We start from the raw sequence: 20,365 nt of genomic DNA on the forward strand, positions 1-20,365 counted from the left end.
GTGGCACTGGCGAATTGGCCCCGTGGGGCGATGCTAATGAAAGGCGCGGGTCGTGGGAAAGGCGCGGGTGGGGGGAGCCGTACGCTCCCCGCATGAGCACTCCAGAGACATCACGTTTTGTACGGCTTCGGGTGGAACTCGTCCTTGAGGTGGACGACGTCGAGGCGGTGACGGGCGCGGCGCTGGCGCGGATCTCCGAGGACGAGGAGATGCCGGACACCGAGCGCGCGCACGCCGAGAGCGCCGTGACGGAGGACACGGCGGAGGCGCTGGCCTATCTGGTGGACCCGTTCGACCTGGTCGGCGAGGTGCCCGGGGTCGAGCTCCATCAGGCGTCGTGGAGCAGCGAGCTGATCGACTACGACCCCGATGCGCCGGACTGGGACCTCGACGAGGATGATGGCTTCGGGGACGACGAAGACGGCGAGGAGCAGTCGGTCCGCTGAGCCGGATGTGGGGAAATCGTGACCTCGGACGGCAACCGCCGTCCGGGGTTTCGTCGTCTCAGGGGGCGCACCGACCGACACCCGTGCCCGCCCGCGCGGAACGGGAGTGGTGTGCCCCACACATTCGGGACATGTGGAACGGGACGGACCCGCCGTAGCGTTGAACGTTACGGGCGGGGAACTCTCGGGTTTTCTGGGGATTCGGCAACGATGGAGAAGCGTGTGATGACGAACAGTAAGCGGCGCAAGGGCCTCACGGTCGCGTCCGCACTGCTCGGCGGTGTGCTGGTGCTCTCGGCCTGTTCCGGCGACGACGAGGCCGAGGCCGACGGGGGGAACGAGACCTCGCAGTCCAAGGTCGACGAGGCGGCGGCGCAGAAGACCTCCGAGGCCCAGATCAAGATCACGCCTGCGGACGGCTCGAACAACGCGTCCATCAACAACTCCGCGGCCGTCACCGTCAGCAAGGGCACGCTCACCGAGGTGACGATGACCACCGCGGACGGCACCCCCGTCGCCGGTGAGATATCCGCCGACAAGACCAGCTGGAAGCCCAGCGCCCAGCTGGAGCGCTCCACCACCTACAAGGTCGCGGTGACCGCGCAGGACGCCGAGGGCCGCGAGGCCCACGAGAACGCCTCCTTCACCACCGTCTCGCCGGACAACAGCTTCATCGGCTCCTTCACGCCGGAGGACGGCTCCACGGTCGGCGTCGGCATGCCCGTCTCGATCAACTTCGACAAGGCGATCACCAACAAGGTGGACGTCCAGAAGGGCATCACCGTCACCTCCTCCAGCGGCCAGGAGGTCGTGGGCCACTGGTTCAACGCCAACCGCCTCGACTTCCGCCCGGAGGAGTACTGGAAGGAGAACTCCACCGTCACGCTGAAGCTCGCGCTCGACGGTGTCGAGGGCGCCGAGGGCGTCTACGGCGTCCAGCAGAAGACGGTCACCTTCCAGATCGGCCGCAACCAGGTCTCGATCGTCGACGCCAAGACCAAGCAGATGAAGGTCATGCGCAACGGCAAGGTCGTCAAGACCATCCCGATCTCCGCCGGCTCGCCCGAGAACAAGACCTACGAAGGTCAGATGGTGATCTCCGAGAAGTTCAAGGAGACCCGGATGAACGGCGCCACCGTCGGCTTCACCGACGACGACGGCAAGGGCGAGTACGACATCAAGGACGTGCCGCACGCCATGCGCCTGACCACGTCCGGCACCTTCATCCACGGCAACTACTGGGGTGCCGACTCGGTCTTCGGCAACGTCAACACCAGCCACGGCTGCGTCGGTCTGAACGACACCAAGGGCGCCAACGACCCCAACACCGAGGGCGCCTGGTTCTACAACAACTCCATCGTCGGTGACGTCGTGATCGTCCAGAACACCGGCGACAAGACCGTCGCCCCGGACAACGGCCTCAACGGCTGGAACATGAGCTGGGAGCAGTGGAAGGCCGGCTCCGCCGTCTGACCCGCACCCTGACGGCCCGCCCGCCAGCCGACGCAAAGGCGGCCACCCGATCGGGTGGCCGCCTTCACCTTTGGTGCGCTCGGCTCACTTGCCGTAGTACGCGTTGTAGATCGTGACCGTCGACCTGTTGCCCTTCTTGTCGGCGACCTTGGCGTGGAACGAGACGGCCTTGCCCTTCTTCGGGCTCTTGACCTTGATCGTGCCGTCCGTGACGGTGACCTTCTTCCAGGTCTTGCCGTAGTCGTACGACACGTACACCGCCAGCGACTTCAGGTTGCCGCCCGCGGCCGAGCCCTCGACGACGACCGGGACCGTCATCGTGCTGCCCGCGGCGACCTTGCTGTCCAGGCTGGTCCTCGCCTGGAAGCGGACCGTGGAGGCGGGCAGCTCGGCCAGGTCGGACGTGGGCTTCTTGGAGCGGAAGGTCCAGCTGGCGTCGATCCGCGGGGAGGCGGCGGCGACCTCGGCGCTGCGCCTCACCGAGGTGGTCAGCCGGTACTCGGCCTCCGCGGACGGGACCTTGAACACCTTCTCGCCGAACAGCGGGTCGTCGTGGGAGCCGACCCTGGTGCCGTTCCGGTAGAGAGTGGTCCTGACCGAGGTGAACTCCGAGGAGCCGGGGTTGGCCCTGCCGTCCGCGAACAGCGGCAGGACGCCGTAGATGTCGTTGCCCTCGCGGTAGAGGCCGAAGTCGGCGTTCAGGTGCGGTCCGAAGACGGCCGTGTTGAACGTCCTGGAGTAGGTCCGGCCGCCCGTGAAGGACTGCTCGGCGCCGAGCGAGTAGGACGCCTCGGTGATCGGCCAGCCGTCCGGGTCGACCCCGCCGTACTGCTCGAAGTCCAGCTGCCACTTCACACCGGAGCCGGTGGACAGGTGCAGCGTGCGGGTGCCGGGCAGGCCCTGCTGGATGCCCATCGAGGTGGCGCCGCTGGCACCGGGCAGCCAGCCCACGGCGTTGACGGCGCCCTTCTTGCCGGCGGCGGAGGCGCCCATGCCGACCTTCACCGTGGCCAGCTCGCTCGCCTTGTAGTGCTTGGTGTAACCCGTGGCGAGCCGCTGGACCGTGCCGCCGGTGACGGTGTCGTACTCGGCCTTGGCGCCCTTGCTCCAGTGGGCGCCCCAGCGCTGGCTCAGCGAGCCGTCGGTGAGCTTCGGACCGAGGCCCCTGGAGCGGAAGTTGGCGTAGGAGTCCAGGAACCAGGTGAAGCTGAACCCGGAGTCACCGGTCTGGAGTCCGTACGACGGGGCGGCGAACTCCGGCTCGGCGGCCGCGTCGGGGATGGTGACGTTCACCGGCTTGGTGGTACGGGCGTCCAGCGTGACCGTGGTGTTCCTGGTGACGTCCAGCTTGGGCTGGGCCAGCCAGTCGAGGCCCTTGGAGCTGTCCTCCGCGTCCACGGAGATGCTGGAGTCCAGGAGGTAGGTGCCCTTCGGGACGCGCACCACGGCGGTGCCGTCGGCGTCGTAGGGGAAGTAGACCCTGTCGTCCGCGAGGCCGGCGACGCCGAACAGGGAGGCGCCCCAGTGCTTGGCCGGGGTGCCGTCGCGGTTGACGGCCTTCAGGGTGAGGTCGTACGACTCCACCTCACGCTGCACCGCGGCGGCCGTACGGACGCTCTGCCCGTCACCCGTCGCTGTCACATACGCGGAGTAGGTGCCGTCGACGGTGCCGCCGAGGCGGGTGTCGGCGGTCATGCCGACGGTGGCCCTGCCGCCCGCCGGGACCGTCACCTTCGTCGCGCCGAGCTTGAAGAAGCCCGCCGGCGCCGGCCGGCCCTTGGGGTCGGTGGCGGTGGCGGACAGGCTGAGCGTGACGTCCTTGTCCCCGAGGTTGCGGTACGTCAGCTGCTTGGTGACGGGCGTGTCGTCGGTGTGCGGCCACAGCTGGGTGCCGAAGCTCACCGACACCGGCTCGGCGATCACCGTCTGCCTGATGGCCCGGTCGACCTGGACGCGGCCCGAACCCTGCTCGAACGGCGTGTACGCGCCGCCCTTGGTGGAGCCGGTCAGCGCGCCCTTGATCTCGGCGTACGTCCAGTCCGGGTGCTGCTGCTTCAGGATCGCGGCGGCACCGGCGACATGCGGGGTCGCCATCGACGTACCGTCGATCGTCAGGTAACCGGCCGGGCTCTCGCCGACCTCCTGCGCGATCAGGCTGCCCTTGGCGGACGCGGCGGTGATCGCCACACCCGGCGCGGTGACGTCCGGCTTGATGGCGCCGTCGCCGACGCGCGGGCCGGTGCTGGAGAAGTCGGCCAGCTGGTCCTTGTCGTCGACGGCGCCGACGGTGAGCGCGGAGTCCGCGCTGCCCGGCGAACCGACGGACTCCGGGCCGGAGTTGCCCGCCGCGACGGCGAACAGGATGCCCTTCTGCGCGGACAGCCTGTCGACCGCGGCCTCCAGCGGGTCCACCTCCGGGGTGTCCATGCCGCCGAGGCTGAGGTTGACGACCTGGGCGCCCTGCTCGGCCGCCCACTCCATGCCGGCGAGGATCCCGGAGTCGTCACCGGAGCCGGTGTCGTCGAGGACCTTGCCGTTGAGGATCTGGGCGCCGGGCGCCACGCCCTTGTGCTTGCCGCCGGACTTCGCTCCGGTGCCCGCCGCGATCGACGCGACGTGCGTGCCGTGACCGACCTTGTCCCCCGCGGTCGGGGCCGGGGTGAAGTTCTTCGACGCGATCACCCGGTCCTTGAGGTCCGGGTGGGTGGTGTCGACACCGGTGTCCAGCACGGCGATCTTGACGCCCTTGCCGTCGTAGCCGGCCGACCACGCCTTGGGGGCGCCGATCTGCGGCACGGACGTGTCGAGGGTGGCCCTGCGGACGCCGTCGAGCCAGACGTGCGCGATGCCGGAGGCGGCCCTGTCGCCGTCGGTGACCGCGTCCCACAGCTCGGCCGCGTCGTGGTGCGGGGTCTGCACGGCGTCCGCGTTCAGCGACGTCAGGGTCCTGCGGAGCTCGCCCGCCTCGCGGACGTCGGCCTTGGTGCCCGGGGCGGCGCCCCGGTAGCCGACGATGACCTTCAGATGCCGGGCCTGGGACGTGCGGGTCGCCGGCTTGTCGAGCTCGGTGATGTCGAAGAGACGCTGGTCCAGCCTGCCGGTGGCGATGAGCCGGGCCGCGTCCGCGGGTACCACCAGCGTGTGCCCGTCGGCCTCGCGGACCTGGACGGGTATGCCCTCACGGCCCTTGGCGCGCTCCAGGCCGACGACGCGGCCCCCGGCGTCCAGGACGACCCGGTCACCGGTGATCAGCGTGATGCGGTGATGGGACGTGAGCGGGGCGGCGGAGCCTCCGCGCTGCTCGGGCTTCGCCGACGCCGGGCTGGTCATGCCCGCGGCGAGGGCGACGGCGGCCGCCGTGGCGACGGTTGCCGCGCATGCCTTTTTCACTTGTCTGCGCAAGTTTCCCCCTTGCTGAAGTGCCGGGCGAATTCCCCGTTCACCCGGCCGGGGGTGGTCCTGCACAGATGTACGTGTGCACCCCCCGGAATAGGCAGTATGGCGAGAGATGATCAGCGGCATCAATAGCGCACGGGGGGCCGGAATCGGACGCGCCGGGACCAGGGCCGGCGTCAACTCCGGCGCGTCCCACGTGAGTTCGCCGAGGGCGTTCCCGCTGCGTACGCGGGGTGGCACCGGCCTCGGGGGACGGGTGACCTCCGCCTCTCGCGACGCTCCGCAGTGGCGTCCTCACTGTCGCGGAGCAGGCGGTGTCCGGAAATCGTTCCTGCCGGGGATCTTTTGGGACCGTCTCGTGACAGACCCCGTATTGAGGCGCGTGATCACTCCCCGGCATACTTCATCCTCCGGGGGGTGTACGCGCACGTGTACGGGATGACCCCCGGCCGGGTGAACGGGGAATTCGCCCGGCATTCGATCTCCCAGGGGGAGTCTTGCGCAGACAAGTGAAAAGAGTCGGCGCGGCAACTGTCGCCGGCGCCGCAGCCGTCGCCCTTGCCGCGGGTCTGACCAGCCCGGCTTCGGCGGAGGCCGAGCCGCAGCTGCACAGCGCTGCCGCGAAGCTGACGTCCCACCACCGCATCACCCTGATCACGGGTGACCGTGTCACGGTGGACGCCAAGGGCCGGGTCATCGGCCTGCAGCGGGCCGAGGGACGCGAGCACATACCCGTTGCCGTCCGCAAGTTCGACGGTCACACCCTGGTCATCCCGGCGGACGCGGCCCGTCTGGTCGCCGCCGGAAAGCTGGACCAGCGGCTGTTCGACATCACCGAGCTGAACAAGGCGGCGACCCGCAAGTCCCAGAAGAAGGGGCTGAAGGTCATCGTCGGCTACAAGGGAGCCGCCACGGCCGCCAAGGCGGACGTCCGTGACGCCGGCACCCTGCGCCGCACCCTGAACACGCTGAACGCCGACGCGGTGCAGACGAGCGAGTCCGAGGCCCCCGAGCTGTGGGACGCGGTCACCAACGGCGACAAGACGGCCGCGGGTATCGCCCACGTCTGGCTCGACGGTGTCCGCCGCGTCACCCTCGACACCTCCGTCAAGCAGATCGGCGCCCCCACCGCGTGGGCCGCCGGCTACGACGGCAAGGGCGTGAAGATCGCTGTCCTGGACACCGGTGTGGACACCACCCACCCGGACCTGAAGACCCAGGTCGTCGCGTCGAAGAACTTCACCCCGGCCGCCACGGTCGCCGACAAGTTCGGCCACGGCACGCACGTCGCGTCCATCGCGGCCGGCACCGGCGCCAAGTCGGGCGGCAAGTACAAGGGCGTCGCCCCCGGCGCGACGATCCTCAACGGCAAGGTCCTCGACGACACCGGCAACGGTGACGACTCCGGCATCCTCGCCGGCATCGAGTGGGCGGCCGCCGAGGGCGCCGACGTCGTCAACCTCAGCCTGGGCGGCCCGGACGGACCCGGTGTCGACCCGCTGGAGGCAGCGGTCGACAAGCTGTCCGCGGAGAAGGGCATCCTCTTCGCGATCGCGGCCGGCAACTCCGGCCCGGAGTCCGTCGGTTCGCCGGGCAGCGCGGACTCCGCGCTCACCGTGGGCGCCGTCGACAGCGCCGACAAGCTCGCGGGCTTCTCCTCCACCGGCCCGCGCGTCGGCGACGGCGCCATCAAGCCGGACGTCACCGCGCCGGGTGTGGCGATCACCGCCGCGTCCGCCAAGGGCAGCCTGATCGCGCAGGAGGTCGGCGAGAGCCCGGCCGGTTACCTGACGATCGACGGTACGTCGATGGCGACCCCGCATGTCGCCGGTGCCGCCGCGATCCTGAAGCAGCAGCACCCGGACTGGACGTACGCCGAGATCAAGGGCGCGCTGACGGCCTCCACCAAGGGCGGCAACTACACCGCCTTCCAGCAGGGTTCGGGCCGCATCCAGATCGACAAGGCCCTGAAGCAGACCGTGATCGCCGAGCCGGTGTCGGTGAGCTTCGGCACCCAGCAGTGGCCGCACACCGACGACACGCCCGTCACCAAGCAGCTGACGTACCGCAACCTCGGCACCACGGACGTGACGCTGAACCTCGCGGCCAGCGCCAAGAACCCGCAGGGCCAGGCGGCCCCGGCCGGCTTCTTCAAGCTGGGCGCCACCACGGTCACCGTCCCCGCGGGCGGCAAGGCGTCCGTCGACGTCACCGTCGACACCCGCCTCGGCGGCACGGTCGACGGCGCGTACTCCGCGTACGTGGTCGCGACCGGCGGCGGCCAGAGCGTCCGTACGGCCGCCGCGGTCAACCGTGAGGTCGAGTCGTACGACGTCACCGTCAAGCACATCGACAAGAACGGCCAGCCGACGCCGTCCTACAGCACCCTGCTGATGGGCTACGCCGGTCTCGCCAACGGCCGTGTGGTGGACGTCCCGCAGGAGCAGGACGGTGTCACCACCGTGCGCGTGCCCAAGGGCACCTACGGCGTCGACGCCTGGATCGCCAAGGACTTCGTCAAGTTCGAGGGCGGCCTGGACTGGCTGGTCCAGCCGAAGCTGAGCGTCACCCGGAACACCACGCTCACCTTCGACGCCCGTACCGCGCGGGCGGCCGACATCCGGGTGCCGGACACCCTGGCCAAGCCGCTGTCGGCGACGGTCAACTACGCCTACCCGGCCGGCGGCTTCGGCTTCAGCTTCCTGGCGCCCTCGTTCGCCGACCTGCGTCTCGCCCACGTGGGCCCGACCGTCACCGGTCTGACCCAGACCTGGAGCGGCCAGTTCACCAAGGGCACCGGCACCGAGTGGGACGTGGCGCTGACCTCCACCGGCACCAAGATCATCGGCGCCAAGGTCAAGCACTTCAAGGCCAGTGAGCTGGCCACCGTGAAGAACGTCCTCGCCGCGGCCACGCCGGGCAAGACGGGTGCGCTCACCACGTACGGCCTCTTCCCCGAGGACTTCGTGATGGGTGTCCCGGTGGAGCAGAAGCTGCCCGGCTCGCGCACCGTGCACGTCTCGACGGCCGGCGGCATCCACTGGGGCTTCGACTTCGACCAGTACAGCGGTCTGAAGGACCCCGAGGGCTTCCCGATCTCCGAGGCGTTCTACACCGCGGAGCCGAGGGCCTACCTGGCCGGCAAGTCCTACGCGACCACCTTCAACAAGCCGGTCTTCGGACCGCGTCTGACCACCGGCTGGGGTCTGTACCGCGACGGCAACAAGATCGGTGGCGTGGTGCCGCTGTACGCCGACTCCGCGGGTCACCCGGGTCTGTCGGACTTCATCTCGGCCACCACGACGCTCTACCGCAACGGCGTCAAGGTCGGCTCCCACACCGACCCGCTGCTCGGTGACAAGGAGTTCACGGTTCCGTCCACCGACGCCGAGTACCGCCTGACCACCTCGGTCAAGCGCAGCGTCAAGGTCGCCGCCGCCTCCACGCGGATCGACGCCAGCTGGACCTTCCGCTCCAAGCTGCCCACGGGCGGCGAGGCGACCCTGCCGGCCTCCACCGCCGTCTTCGGCGCCAAGACCGGTTCGGACGGCCGTGTCGCGGCCGGCGTCAAGCAGACCTTCCCGGTCACCGTCCAGGGCGCGGCGCGCGGCAGCAACCTCAAGTCGCTCGCGGTGTACGTGTCCTACGACTACGGCCAGACCTGGAAGAAGGTCACCGTGACCAACGGCAAGATCACCGTGAAGAACCCCGGCAAGAACCAGGGTGTCTCCTTCCACGCCAAGATCGCGGACAAGAAGGGCAACAAGTCGACGCTGTCGATCTACAACGCGTACTACGGCAAGTGAGCCGCGGGACGTGACGAGGTACTGAGCCTGCGCGGCGCCTCGGACCGCTGAGGCGCCGCACATCAGCGAACGGCCCCCCGGAAGCCCAGCTTCCGGGGGGCCGTTCGTGCTGGGGCCGTTCGTGCTGTGCGGACTAGGAGGAGGCCGGCTGGCCGGCGCGGGTGGCGTCCGTGCCCCAGCTGGCCAGGAGGCGCAGGGCCTCGGCGGAGGGGGTGGCCGGGTCGGCGTGGTAGGTGACCAGGACCTGCTCGGTGTCGTCGGCCAGGCGGAACGACTCGAAGCGGAGGCTGAGCTCGCCGACCAGCGGGTGGTGCAGCAGCTTCACCCCGTGGCTCTTCTCCTTGACGTCGTGCGTGGCCCACAGCCGCCGGAAGTCCTCGCTCTTCACCGACAGCTCGCCCACCAGCGCCGACAGCCGCGGATCGTCCGGATAGCAGCCGGCGTCCATCCGCAGATGGCAGACGATGTCGATCGCCTTCTGCTCCCAGTCCACGAACAGCTCACGGTACTCGGGCCGGAGGAACACCATCCGCGCCCAGTTGCGCTCCGCCGCCGCCAGCTCCGCCCAGTCGCCGAAGACCGCCGCCGCCATCCTGTTCCACGCCAGGACGTCCGCGCGCCGCCCCACGACGTACGCCGGGACCGTGTCCATCGTCTCCAGCAGTTGCCGCAGCGAGGGCCGCACCTGCTGGGCGCGCGCCGCCGGCTTCTTCTTGTGCTGCTTGGGCTTGGCCAGATGCGTCAGATGCGCGTGCTCGGCGTCGGTGAGCCTGAGCGCACGGGCGATCGCGTCCAGCACCTCCGCGGAGACATTGCGGCCGTTGCCCTGCTCCAGACGCGTGTAGTACGCCACCGACACCCCGGCCAGCTGCGCCAGCTCCTCGCGCCGCAGCCCCGGCACCCTGCGGTGCCGGCCGAAGTGCGGCAGGCCCACGTCCTCGGGCTTGAGCCGGGCCCGCCGGGTGCGCAGGAACTCGCTGAGCTCCGCTCTGCGGTCCAGGGCCGTACCGGGTTCGGGCTGTGCTTCCATACGCTCCAGTATTCCCGGACGTACGCCCCTGAGCCTGACCTTGCCAGTGGTAGGAACGGCAAGCCTAGGCACACCCGTGACCTGGGTGTTCTCCCCTTCCTCCGGCACGCTGTACGTCGTGCCCGGCCGGAAGGCAGCCGGGCGCGGACCATCTCGCCAAGGAGAAGCCCGGCATGACCACTGTTGCTGCGTACGCCGCCCCCGCCGCCAAGGCACCTCTGGAGCGCACCACCATCGAGCGCCGCGAGGTCGGCGCGCACGACGTCCTGATCGACATCAAGTACGCGGGCATCTGTCACTCCGACATCCACCAGGCCCGCGAGGGCTGGGGCGAGGCGATCTTCCCGATGGTGCCCGGCCACGAGATCGCCGGCGTGGTCGCCGAGGTCGGTTCCGAGGTGACCAGGTACCAGGTCGGTGACCGGGTGGGCGTCGGCTGCCTGGTCGACTCCTGCCGCCAGTGCGAGAACTGCCGGGCCGGGCGGGAGCAGTACTGCCTCAACGGCTCCTACGGCCCGACGTACAACGCCATCGGCCGCGACGGCACCCCCAACTACGGCGGCTACTCGCAGAAGATCGTCGTCGACGAGAACTACGTCGTCCGCATCCCCGACAGCCTGCCGCTCGATGTCGCCGCGCCCCTGCTGTGCGCCGGCATCACCCTCTACTCCCCGCTCAAGCGCTGGAACGCCGGCCCCGGCAAGAAGGTCGCCGTCGTCGGCCTGGGCGGCCTCGGCCACATGGGCGTGAAGATCGCGCACGCGCTCGGCGCCGAGGTGACCGTGCTGTCGCAGTCCCTGCGCAAGAAGGAGGACGGCCTCAAGCTGGGCGCCGACCACTACTACGCCACCAGCGACCCGAGGACCTTCGAGGAGCTGCGCGGCACCTTCGACCTGATCGTCTCCACGGTGTCCGCGCCGCTGGACTTCGACGCCTACCTCACCCTGCTGAAGACGGAGGGCGCGCTGGTCAACGTCGGCGCCCCCGAGGAGCCGATCTCCCTCAACCTCTTCTCGGTGATCGGCGGCGGCAGGACCCTCGCCGGTTCCATGATCGGCGGCATCGCGGAGACCCAGGAGATGCTGGACTTCTGCGCCGAGCACGGCCTGGGCGCCGAGATCGAGCTGATCCGCGCGGAGGAGATCAACGAGGCGTACGAGCGGGTGCTGAACAGCGATGTGCGGTACCGCTTCGTGATCGACACGGCGACCATCTGAGCGCCGGCCAGGGGTAGGTCCAGGGACCGAGCCGAATCGTTCCGCGGTCCGTGGTGGCGGGGGAGGGTCCTGCCTAGCGTGGGTGTATGACCGTCCAGCTGAACCACACCATCGTCAGCGCCCACGACAAGCAGACCTCCGCCCGCTTCCTCGCCGACCTCCTCGGCCTGGAGGTGAGCCCCCAGTACGGGCCGTTCCTGCCGGTCGAGATCCCCAACGGGGTGACCCTGGACTTCATAAACGTCACCGGGGAGATCACACCCCAGCACTACGCGTTCCTGGTCTCCGAGGCCGAGTTCGACACCATCTTCGGCCGCATCCGCGAGGCCGGGCTGGACCACTGGGCCGACCCGTCCCACTCCCGTCCCGGCCAGATCAACCGCAACGACGGCGGCCGGGGGGTCTACTTCGAGGATCCCGCCGGTCACAACCTGGAGATCCTGACGCGTCCGTACGGGAGCGGCGGGTGAGGTGACCGCCTGACGTGGCCGCCTGACGTGGCCTGGGGTGGCCGCCTGACGGTGCCGCCTGAGGTGGCCGCCGCTGCCGTGCCGGTTCGGGGCGGCGCCGCGGGTGCCGTCAGGGTCCCGAGGGTCCCCGAAGAGCTCACCGGAGTACTGACCCCGTTGGCATGGATGCGGCAAAATTGCTGCCCATGGACCAGGGGGCTGCCGCGGTGTTAGCCGCTGCTGTTGCGGGGTTTTCCAGTGCGGCGGGAGCGGCCGTCGGCGCGGTGCTGGCGGGCCGCTCCGGGCGGGCGACAGTGGTCCAGGCCGCCGCGGAGGAACGGGGCCACCGACACGAGGACCGGCGCAGCGACAGCTACGCCGCCTTCCGTACCAAGGTCAACGCCGCGCTCGAAGCGCTGGACGAGATCGTCCAGGCCCTCCGCAACGAGCAGACGGCCACCGGCGAACTGGCCGCCAAAGCGGTCCGGGACGTCTGGCTCAGCTACTACGACGACGTATGGCCCTGCAACCAGAGCGAGATCATCAACGCCGCGGGCGAAGTCCACAACTGCCTGGTGGTCGCCCAGCAGGCCGTCGCCGAACTCCTCGCCCGCCCCGAGGACGCCAAGGACGCGGACTCCCTGCGGATGCAGCGCTGGACCCACAGCCTCGAAGAGGTCGGCACGGCCTACAGATCCTTCTCCACCCGCGTCGGTGAAGCCATCTACCCGACCTGACAGGTTGGCGCGCGTCAGTCGAAGTACGCCACGAGCCGCACTCCGTGCGGGCCGAAACGTCCCGCCAGGGCCTTCATCACAGCGAAGACGTGTTCCCAGCCGCTGCCGGGCCCGATGGCCTCCGCGCGCGTGACACGGTGGAAGTCCAGCTTCGCGTCGCCCGCCGTCCAGGTTCCCTGGCGGGCGGTTGCCGGGCAGCCGCCGACCGGCGGTTCGCCGAAGCGGTCGACGACGTCGGCGGGCCAGGTGTCCGCCACCCAGTACTCCCGTACGAGGGCCGACGACTCGGGTTCCCGCATCCGGAGCAGTCCGTGAGCCCGGCGCGGCACGCCGCTCATGTCCACGGCTTCGAGTTCGTGCCAGGTGACCCATGTGGCACCGTGAAGGGCATCGAGGGAAGACCAGTGCTCGTAGTCGCGGCGGAGCTGCGCCGAGGCGTCCTTCGGCAGTCCGCGACCGGCGGCCACCGGTTCCCAGTCGGCATAGTTGCGGACCCCGAAGAGACATCCGAAGGCGGTGTAGTCCTGCTCGGAGTACAACGGGTAGAGGCTCATGGCCTGCAGCCAGGGCTCGCCGTCGTACCAGTCCTCGTCGGCGTTCGGATGGCGTATCTCGATACAGCCGTAGATGTCCGTGCTCACGCCGCCGAGCGTAGGAATCCCCAGCCCGGTGCGGCCAGCGCATTTGCCGCGGCCGCACTCGCGTGAGGCTCGGCTACTTCTCCGTGACCTCCGGCGCCGGAGCGACGCCCGTCGGGCAGGACGCCCCCCAGTTCGTCTCGAACGGGGCACCCAGCTCGACCCCGGTGCCGCCCAGCCCGCAGTACCCGTTCGGGTTCTTGCTGTCCGAGAGGTACTGCTGGTGGTACTCCTCGGCCGGGTAGAAGGGACGGTCCGCCGCGGGCAGGATCTCGGTGGTGATCTCGCCGTAGCCGGAGTCCGTGAGGACCTTCTGGTAGGCGACGCGGGAGGCTTCCGCGGCGGCGGCCTGGGCGGGGGTGTGGGTGTAGACGGCGGAGCGGTACTGGGTGCCGACGTCGTTGCCCTGGCGGAAGCCCTGGGTCGGGTCGTGGGACTCCCAAAAGGTCTTCAGGAGGCGGTCGTAGGAGATCAGCTCGGGGTCGTAGACGACACGGACCACCTCGGTGTGGCCGGTCAGGCCCGAGCAGACCTCCTCGTACGTCGGGTTCTCGGTGTAACCGCCCTGGTAGCCGACGAGGGTCGTCCACACGCCCGTCGGGAGCTGCCAGAACTTGCGCTCCGCGCCCCAGAAACAGCCCAGGCCGAAGTCGGCGACCTCCAGGCCCTCGGGGTAGGGGCCGAGCAGCGGATTGCCCAGCACGGTGTGGCGGTCGGGCACCTCGAACGCGGGCATCGACCGGCCCGGGAGCGCCTGCTCGGGGGTGGGCAGTTGGGGGGTACGGCCGAAGAGCATCGGGTCTCCCTGTCGGTCTTGTCGTGCGGTCGTCCTGTGCGGCCACGCGCGCCTGAGCGCCTGGGCGCCTGCGCGGGCGGTAACCGGTCAACGTCCGCGCCGGGCGCCGCATTCCTCACCGGGGCGGCGGCGGGGTGCCGGCGGGGTGCCGGCGAGGTGCCAGCGCGGTGCCGGCGGGGCGCCCGACGGGTGGCGTCCAGGGGGCCGCCTGGCACGGGCCCGCGTCAGTGCGGCAGCGTCGCCGGGGTGCCGCCGTTCGCCTCGTAGCCCGCCACCGCGAGGGCGCGGTATATCGCGAACTCCGCGGCCGGGTCGGCGGCCAGGGTCCAGGGCAGGGCACCGACATGGCCGTCGACGTGCACCAGCTGGCTCATGGCCTCGGCCCAGCGCTCGGAGCGGACCAGGAAGAAGACCAGCAGATGGCGCACGTGCGCGAGCATCGGGTCGTCGGCCCGCGCGGAGTGCACGGCGTGCAGCGCGCCATGCATCGCCTTGGTGACGACCTCGCTCTGGTAGAAGCCGGCGACCAGGTTGACCTCGGGCAGGTGCTCGAAGACCGCGAACAGCGGCATCGCCGCGAGCAGCGAGCCCTGCGGTGCCCGCGCGGCAGCGGCCTCGGCGAAGGAGTACGCCTGCTCGCGCGAGCCGTGCCACTTCTCGCACCAGTAGTGCAGGGCCGCCAGGTGCGCGCCCATGTGCGCCGGCGCGCGGTCCAGGATCTTCAGCCAGAGCTGCTCGAACTCCTGCTGCGAGTAGCCGAGCCCACGGGCCACCGACAGCTCGATGATGTACGGGACCGGATCGCCGGGGGAGAGCAGCGCGGCCTCGCCGCACGCCGTCCTCGCCTCCTCCATGATGATCCGGAAGTCGTCCGTGCCGGGCGTCGACGTACGCCACGCCTGCTGGACCAGGAACTCGGCGTGCACCGCCGCTCCGCCCGCGTCCTTGGGCGCCTCCGCCCGCCACACCCGCAGCCACTGCCCGCCCGGCGTCTCGCCGACGCCGCCCGGCCGCTGCGCCAGCTCCAGGGCGGCCGCACCGGCGAATGCCTGCACCCGCTGCCAGCGCCGCTCGCCCTCCGTCTCGGTCCCCGCGAGCAGCTGGGAGGCCGCCCGGTAGTCCTGGGTGCGCTGCACCACGTCGAGGACGTCCAGCAGATCCTGGTCCGGGCCCGGCATGCGGATGTCCAGCTCCTCCTGCCGTACGAACCCGTAGTTCGCGGGATCGGCGGCGTCCGGGTGCTGGGGGGACACCAGCTCGATGCCGCGGCGTCGGCGCGTGAGGAACGGACCGAGCACGAAGCCCAGCATGAGCAGCGCCATCAGGACCCAGAGAATCTCCATGCCTCAAGCGAACCAGACGCCGCCGACAATTGGCCAACCTGGTGCCCGGCCTGTGGAAAACCTTCGCGCTCCGCCTGTGGAAAACCGCCCGGCCAGGCCCTCCCACGGGGGCGTGCCATGGACCGCGTCCGGGAGCGTTCCGGCCGGGAATCCCTGCCGGCCGGGAACTCGTCCGGCACCCGCCGCTCGGGCACACTACGCTCGGTGCACATGAGCGACAGGCACATCAGTCAGCACTTCGAAACGCTCGCCATCCACGCGGGCAACACGGCCGACCCCCTGACCGGCGCGGTCGTCCCGCCGATCTACCAGGTGTCCACCTACAAGCAGGACGGCGTCGGCGGCCTGCGCGGCGGCTACGAGTACAGCCGCAGCGCCAACCCCACCAGGACTGCCCTGGAGGAGAACCTCGCCGCCCTGGAGGGCGGCCGCCGCGGCCTCGCGTTCGCGTCCGGACTGGCGGCCGAGGACTGCCTGTTGCGTACGCTGCTCAGCCCCGGCGACCACGTGGTGATCCCGAACGACGCCTACGGCGGTACGTTCCGTCTCTTCGCCAAGGTCGTCGCCCGCTGGGGCGTGGAGTGGTCGGTCGCCGACACCAGCGACCCGGCCGCCGTCCGGGCCGCGATCACCCCGAAGACGAAGGTCGTGTGGGTGGAGACGCCCTCCAACCCGCTGCTCGGCATCACCGACATCGCCGCCGTCGCCCAGGTCGCCCACGACGCCGGTGCCAAGCTGGTCGTCGACAACACCTTCGCCACGCCGTACCTCCAGCAGCCCCTGTCGCTGGGCGCCGACGTGGTCGTGCACTCCCTGACCAAGTACATGGGCGGCCACTCCGACGTGGTCGGCGGTGCGCTGATCGTGGCCGACGAGGGGCTGGGCGAGGAGCTGGCGTACCACCAGAACGCGATGGGCGCGGTCGCCGGTCCCTTCGACTCCTGGCTGGTGCTGCGCGGCACCAAGACGCTGTCGGTGCGCATGGACCGGCACAGCGAGAACGCCACGAAGATCGCCGATATGCTCACCCGGCACGCGCGCGTGACGCGGGTTCTCTATCCGGGCCTGCCGGACCACCCCGGTCACGAGGTCGCGGCCAAGCAGATGCGGGCGTTCGGCGGCATGATCTCCTTCCGCGTGGAGGGCGGCGAGGAGGCGGCCGTCGAGGTCTGCAACCGCGCCAAGATCTTCACCCTCGGTGAGTCCCTGGGCGGCGTGGAGTCCCTGATCGAGCACCCGGGCCGCATGACCCACGCCTCCGCGGCGGGCTCCGCCCTTGAGGTGCCCGGCGACCTCGTCCGCCTCTCGGTCGGCATCGAGAACGTGGAGGACCTCCTGGAGGACCTCCAGCAGGCGCTCGGCTGACAGCCGCGTCGCCGGTGAGGGCCTGAGGGCAGGCGGCCGCCTGAGGTCTTCCGGCCTTGGTCGAGGTCCACCAGCCGGTCGAGGTCCACCAGCCGGTCGAGGTCTACCAGCCGGTGAGGGGTGGGGTCGTCTCCGACGGCGGCTCCACCCACGGCTGGACCATCACGGCCCACACCACGAACGCGACCGTCACCGCGAACAGCAGCAGCCACATCAGACGCCGGAGGAGCGTCTGCCGGCGCAGCAGCCGGCTGCCCTGGCGCACGGCGTCCCGGTGCAGCTCGGGCGGCACGGGCGGCGGCGTCCGCTCCATGATCCGCCGCGCGGCGGCCTCCCGATCGGCCCGGCTCATCGCGGCCGCTCCGGAGCAGACCGCTTCGGGCGGGGCGACTCCCGGTCGGACCGTGTGGGGCCGGGCGCCCTCCGGTCGGACCGTGTGGGGCCGGGCGCCCTCCGGTCGGACCGTTTCGGGCCAGGCGCTTCCCGGCCGGGCCGTTTCCAGCTCGGCCGCCTCCCGCCCGGACCCTCCCCGTCGGGCCGCCTCCTGTCGGGCCGCTTCCGGCCCGGCCCCTCCCCGTCGGGCCGCCCCCGGCCCGGCGACCGGCGGTCAGGCGTCCGCTCGGCCGACCCCGTGCGGCCCGGTCTGTCTCCGTCCGGTCCCTTCACCGCACCGCTCCCTTCATGGCCGCCCCCTCGGGCCGCTCAAGGCCGCCACCTCGGGACTGCCCAAACCTGCTCCGGAATGCCTGGTCCCGGCACGCATCCCGCCCCACCGTCACGCCCGTCCGTCGCCTCACGACGCCACCGCCTCGGCCCGCCCGCCGGTGACCGTCGGGGCCGGTCCGCGGGGCGGGTGCAGCAGGGTCGCCGTGGCGCGGTCGCAGATGGCGCGGACGCGCTCCGCGGGCAGCCCCAGCAGCGCGGCCGCCTGTTCCTCGGCGACGCCTTCGTAGAGCCGTAGGACGAGAATCAGCCGCTCCTGCGGGCTGAGCGGGGCCAGAACGCTGCCAGGATGCGGGCGGGCCCGGCCGAGACCGCCGTACTGGTGCCAGGCGGTGCGGGCGAAGCGGACGGCGAGGTACTGGCGGGTGCGGTTGTACGGGTCCTCGCCGCGCAGCCGGTCCCAGCACGCGTACGTGTGCGCGAGGGCGAGGGTGAGCAGCCGCCGCGCGCGCGGGTTGTCGTCCGGGGTCTCCGCCGTCAGCAGCGTGGCGGTGTGCAGCAGCCGCCCCGAGGCGCCCGCGACGAACGCCTCGAACTCCCGGTCCCGACGCGCCCCCTGGGCCGCTTGCCGTTCTTGCACCGCACCTCCCCCTGAGGGCGACCTTGAGGAATCGGGCCCCGGCGGGCACGGTCGCCCCGAGGCGAACCGGCGTACGACGGGGCCCGGTCTCATATGAGGCCAGGGGTGCCCTTTCGGTCAAGAGCCGCGCAGCAGCCTCCGCGGGAGAAGCAGGGGCGCCTCGGAGACGGCCGTGGTCGGCGTACGGCCCTCCGGGTCCTCCACCTGCTCACCCGCACGCGCGCGCGTGCCCCCGGCGATCGCGCGCGGTGATCAGGACGCGGACGTGGGTTCCGCGCCCGGTACGCCGTGGGCGGCCATGCGGGCGGAGAGGGCGTCATTGAAGCGCGTGAGGAGCGCGCAGAACGCCTCACGCTCCTTCGGGGCCCAGTCGTGTGTAAGTTCCGCCATCAACTGACGCCGGGAGGAGCGCACTTCCTCAAGCCGCGACTGCCCGCGCGGGGACAGCTGGAGCACCACGGCACGCCCGTCCTCGGGGTGCGAGGTGCGCTTGACGAGCCCGGTGTCGACCAGCGGCGCCACCTGCCGGGTGACCGTCGAGGAGTCGATCCCCATGCTCGCGGCGAGCGCCTTGACGCCCATCGGGCCTTCCTTGTCCAGCCGGTTGAGCAGCAGATACGCGGCGCGGTCCATGGTGTTGCGCACCTGCCCGACCCCGCCGAGCCGGGTCTGTTCGGCACGGCGGGCGAACACCGCCACCTCGTGCTGGAGGGCGTCGAGAAGACCGGTGTCACCGACGGTCGTCATGTCCATCGACATTTCAGGTGTTGTGGGCATGGCCGGAGGCTCACTTCATGAAAGGGCGGCTGAGTTGGGGGACAGAGTACGCGGACGGGGGACGGGCCGTACCTGCCCTGCGCAAACCGGTCTCGGAGGTTGGTCACACCCGGCCCCGCGCGGTGTGAACTGCGAGACTTGAGTCATGAACCACCTCAAGGCCGATCCCCTGCCGCCGGTCACCCTCGACGACGTGCGCGGGGCCCGGAAGATGCTCGCGGGGGTGGCGCGGGTGACCGCGATGGAGGGCAGCCGGCACCTCACGCAGCTGGTGGGGGCGCCCGTGCACCTCAAGTGCGAGAACCTCCAGCGGACGGGCTCGTTCAAGCTGCGCGGCGCCTACGTCCGGATCGCCGGGCTGCTCCCCGAGGAGCGGGCCGCCGGGGTGGTCGCGGCGAGCGCCGGCAACCACGCGCAGGGCGTCGCCCTCGCGTCGTCGCTGCTCGGGGTGCGGGCGACCGTGTTCATGCCGAAGAGCGCCCCGCTGCCCAAGATCAGCGCCACCCGTGAGTACGGCGCCGAGGTGCGGCTGCACGGCCAGGTGGTCGACGAGACGCTCGCCGCCGCCCAGGAGTACGCCCACGAGACGGGGGCGGTGTTCATCCACCCCTTCGACCACCCCGACATCATCGCGGGCCAGGGCACGGTCGGCCTGGAGATCCTGGAGCAGTGCCCCGAGGTGCGCACGATCGTCGTCGGGGTCGGCGGCGGCGGGCTCGTCGCGGGCATCGCGGTCGCCGTGAAGGCGCTGCGGCCGGACGTGCGGATCGTCGGTGTGCAGGCCGAGGGCGCCGCCGCGTATCCGCCCTCCCTGGCGGCGGGGCATCCCTCGACCGTCCGCAACCCCGCGACGATGGCCGACGGGATCCGGGTGGGGCGGCCAGGCGATGTGCCGTTCGGCCTGGTCAGGGAGCTCGTCGACGAGGTGCGCACGGTCAGCGAGGACGAGCTGGCCACCGCGCTGCTGCTGTGTCTGGAGCGGGCCAAGCTGGTCGTGGAACCGGCCGGCGCCAGCCCGGTCGCGGCGCTGCTGAGCACCCCGGGGGCCTTCGAGGGCCCGGTGGTGGCCGTGCTGTCCGGCGGCAACGTCGACCCGGTGCTGCTCCAGCGGGTGCTGCGGCACGGCATGGCCGCGCAGGGCCGCTATCTGGCCGTGCGGCTGCGGCTGACGGACCGGCCGGGGGCGCTCGCCACCCTGCTCGGGGTGCTGTCGGCGGTCGACGCCAACGTCCTCGACGTGGGTCACGTACGGACCGATCCCCGGCTCGGGCTCACCGAGGCCGAGGTCGACCTGCACCTGGAGACCAAGGGCCCGGCGCACTGCGCCGAGGTGGGCCAGGCACTGCGCCAGGCCGGATACACGGTCATCGACTGACGATCGGTCGAGCCACCGAGCGGATCGCGGATCGCGGGTCGCGGGTCGTGGCTCGCGGTCGCGGATCGTCCGAGGTCAAAGCCTTGAGCGTCACTCGCACGGGTGACATCCCTTGAGAGACGCGATACATCGCGATAGCGTGGGAGTCGTGAGGCGGCGCGTCGGCGCACCGGGCCGTGCCGACCCCGCCCCGCACAAAACCCCGCGCGGAACG

General features: G+C 71.0%; 16 protein-coding genes. 8 read left to right on the top strand and 8 right to left on the bottom strand.

The genetic code is table 11. The features are described from left to right. The first annotated feature begins 92 nt into the window (after positions 1–92). On the top strand, positions 93–446 hold the full coding sequence (locus tag ACSU6M_RS21645) for a hypothetical protein (protein WP_437071500.1): 354 nt from the start codon (positions 93–95) through the stop codon (positions 444–446). A 210-nt stretch (positions 447–656) separates the two neighbouring features. Further along, positions 657–1,919 (top strand): L,D-transpeptidase, encoded by a 1,263-nt coding sequence (locus tag ACSU6M_RS21650; protein ID WP_437071501.1) that lies wholly within the window; start codon positions 657–659, stop codon positions 1,917–1,919. Positions 1,920–2,003: 84 nt separating this feature from the next. On the opposite strand, the gene ACSU6M_RS21655 is transcribed toward ACSU6M_RS21650, so the two are convergent. Continuing rightward, positions 2,004–5,309, bottom strand: a complete 3,306-nt coding sequence (locus ACSU6M_RS21655) for a S8 family peptidase (protein ID WP_437075291.1) — start codon at positions 5,307–5,309, stop codon at positions 2,004–2,006. A 515-nt stretch (positions 5,310–5,824) separates the two neighbouring features. Between ACSU6M_RS21655 and ACSU6M_RS21660 the strand changes: the two genes are divergently transcribed. Then, positions 5,825–9,121 carry a S8 family peptidase gene (locus ACSU6M_RS21660; protein WP_437075293.1) on the top strand — a complete coding sequence of 1,099 codons (3,297 nt, stop codon included), beginning with the start codon at positions 5,825–5,827 and terminating at the stop codon, positions 9,119–9,121. 133 nt (positions 9,122–9,254) lie between these two features. Here ACSU6M_RS21660 and ACSU6M_RS21665 read toward each other — a convergent pair whose 3' ends face one another. Continuing rightward, on the bottom strand, positions 9,255–10,151 hold the full coding sequence (locus tag ACSU6M_RS21665) for a helix-turn-helix domain-containing protein (RefSeq protein ID WP_437071502.1): 897 nt from the start codon (positions 10,149–10,151) through the stop codon (positions 9,255–9,257). Between the two features lie 173 nt (positions 10,152–10,324). Here ACSU6M_RS21665 and ACSU6M_RS21670 point away from each other — a divergent pair, with 173 nt between their 5' ends. The 3 genes from ACSU6M_RS21670 to ACSU6M_RS21680 all read left to right on the top strand — a co-directional run bounded on the left by ACSU6M_RS21670 (position 10,325) and on the right by ACSU6M_RS21680 (position 12,554). Beyond that, complete coding sequence (locus tag ACSU6M_RS21670; protein WP_437071504.1) at positions 10,325–11,368, top strand: NAD(P)-dependent alcohol dehydrogenase; 1,044 nt, start codon at positions 10,325–10,327, stop codon at positions 11,366–11,368. A gap of 86 nt (positions 11,369–11,454) precedes the next feature. Beyond that, the gene (locus tag ACSU6M_RS21675) at positions 11,455–11,838 is read left to right on the top strand and encodes a VOC family protein (RefSeq protein ID WP_437071505.1); all 384 of its coding nucleotides are present in this window, start codon (positions 11,455–11,457) and stop codon (positions 11,836–11,838) included. Between the two features lie 185 nt (positions 11,839–12,023). Then, positions 12,024–12,554 (top strand): hypothetical protein, encoded by a 531-nt coding sequence (locus ACSU6M_RS21680; protein ID WP_437071507.1) that lies wholly within the window; start codon positions 12,024–12,026, stop codon positions 12,552–12,554. 14 nt (positions 12,555–12,568) lie between these two features. Here ACSU6M_RS21680 and ACSU6M_RS21685 read toward each other — a convergent pair whose 3' ends face one another. The 3 genes from ACSU6M_RS21685 to ACSU6M_RS21695 form a co-directional block, all read right to left on the bottom strand. Next, entirely contained in the window at positions 12,569–13,195 is a 627-nt protein-coding gene (locus tag ACSU6M_RS21685; RefSeq protein WP_437071509.1) for a hypothetical protein, read from the bottom strand. A 73-nt stretch (positions 13,196–13,268) separates the two neighbouring features. Further along, positions 13,269–13,988, bottom strand: a complete 720-nt coding sequence (gene msrA, locus ACSU6M_RS21690; RefSeq protein ID WP_437071510.1) for a peptide-methionine (S)-S-oxide reductase MsrA — start codon at positions 13,986–13,988, stop codon at positions 13,269–13,271. A 224-nt stretch (positions 13,989–14,212) separates the two neighbouring features. Beyond that, on the bottom strand, positions 14,213–15,331 hold the full coding sequence (locus ACSU6M_RS21695; protein ID WP_437071512.1) for a hypothetical protein: 1,119 nt from the start codon (positions 15,329–15,331) through the stop codon (positions 14,213–14,215). 210 nt (positions 15,332–15,541) lie between these two features. Here ACSU6M_RS21695 and ACSU6M_RS21700 point away from each other — a divergent pair, with 210 nt between their 5' ends. After that, positions 15,542–16,696 carry a cystathionine gamma-synthase gene (locus ACSU6M_RS21700; RefSeq protein ID WP_437071514.1) on the top strand — a complete coding sequence of 385 codons (1,155 nt, stop codon included), beginning with the start codon at positions 15,542–15,544 and terminating at the stop codon, positions 16,694–16,696. 103 nt (positions 16,697–16,799) lie between these two features. Here ACSU6M_RS21700 and ACSU6M_RS21705 read toward each other — a convergent pair whose 3' ends face one another. The 3 genes from ACSU6M_RS21705 to ACSU6M_RS21715 all read right to left on the bottom strand — a co-directional run bounded on the left by ACSU6M_RS21705 (position 16,800) and on the right by ACSU6M_RS21715 (position 18,758). Beyond that, entirely contained in the window at positions 16,800–17,048 is a 249-nt protein-coding gene (locus tag ACSU6M_RS21705) for a hypothetical protein (protein ID WP_437071516.1), read from the bottom strand. A gap of 441 nt (positions 17,049–17,489) precedes the next feature. Continuing rightward, positions 17,490–17,999, bottom strand: a complete 510-nt coding sequence (locus ACSU6M_RS21710; protein WP_437071517.1) for a sigma factor-like helix-turn-helix DNA-binding protein — start codon at positions 17,997–17,999, stop codon at positions 17,490–17,492. A gap of 252 nt (positions 18,000–18,251) precedes the next feature. Then, positions 18,252–18,758 carry a MarR family winged helix-turn-helix transcriptional regulator gene (locus ACSU6M_RS21715; protein ID WP_437075295.1) on the bottom strand — a complete coding sequence of 169 codons (507 nt, stop codon included), beginning with the start codon at positions 18,756–18,758 and terminating at the stop codon, positions 18,252–18,254. A gap of 163 nt (positions 18,759–18,921) precedes the next feature. Between ACSU6M_RS21715 and ilvA the strand changes: the two genes are divergently transcribed. Continuing rightward, positions 18,922–20,151 carry a threonine ammonia-lyase gene (ilvA, locus tag ACSU6M_RS21720; protein ID WP_437071518.1) on the top strand — a complete coding sequence of 410 codons (1,230 nt, stop codon included), beginning with the start codon at positions 18,922–18,924 and terminating at the stop codon, positions 20,149–20,151. The last annotated feature ends 214 nt before the right edge of the window (positions 20,152–20,365 follow it).

Origin of the sequence: Streptomyces sp. enrichment culture (assembly GCF_964272895.1) — a bacterium.
Classification (GTDB): domain Bacteria; phylum Actinomycetota; class Actinomycetes; order Streptomycetales; family Streptomycetaceae; genus Streptomyces.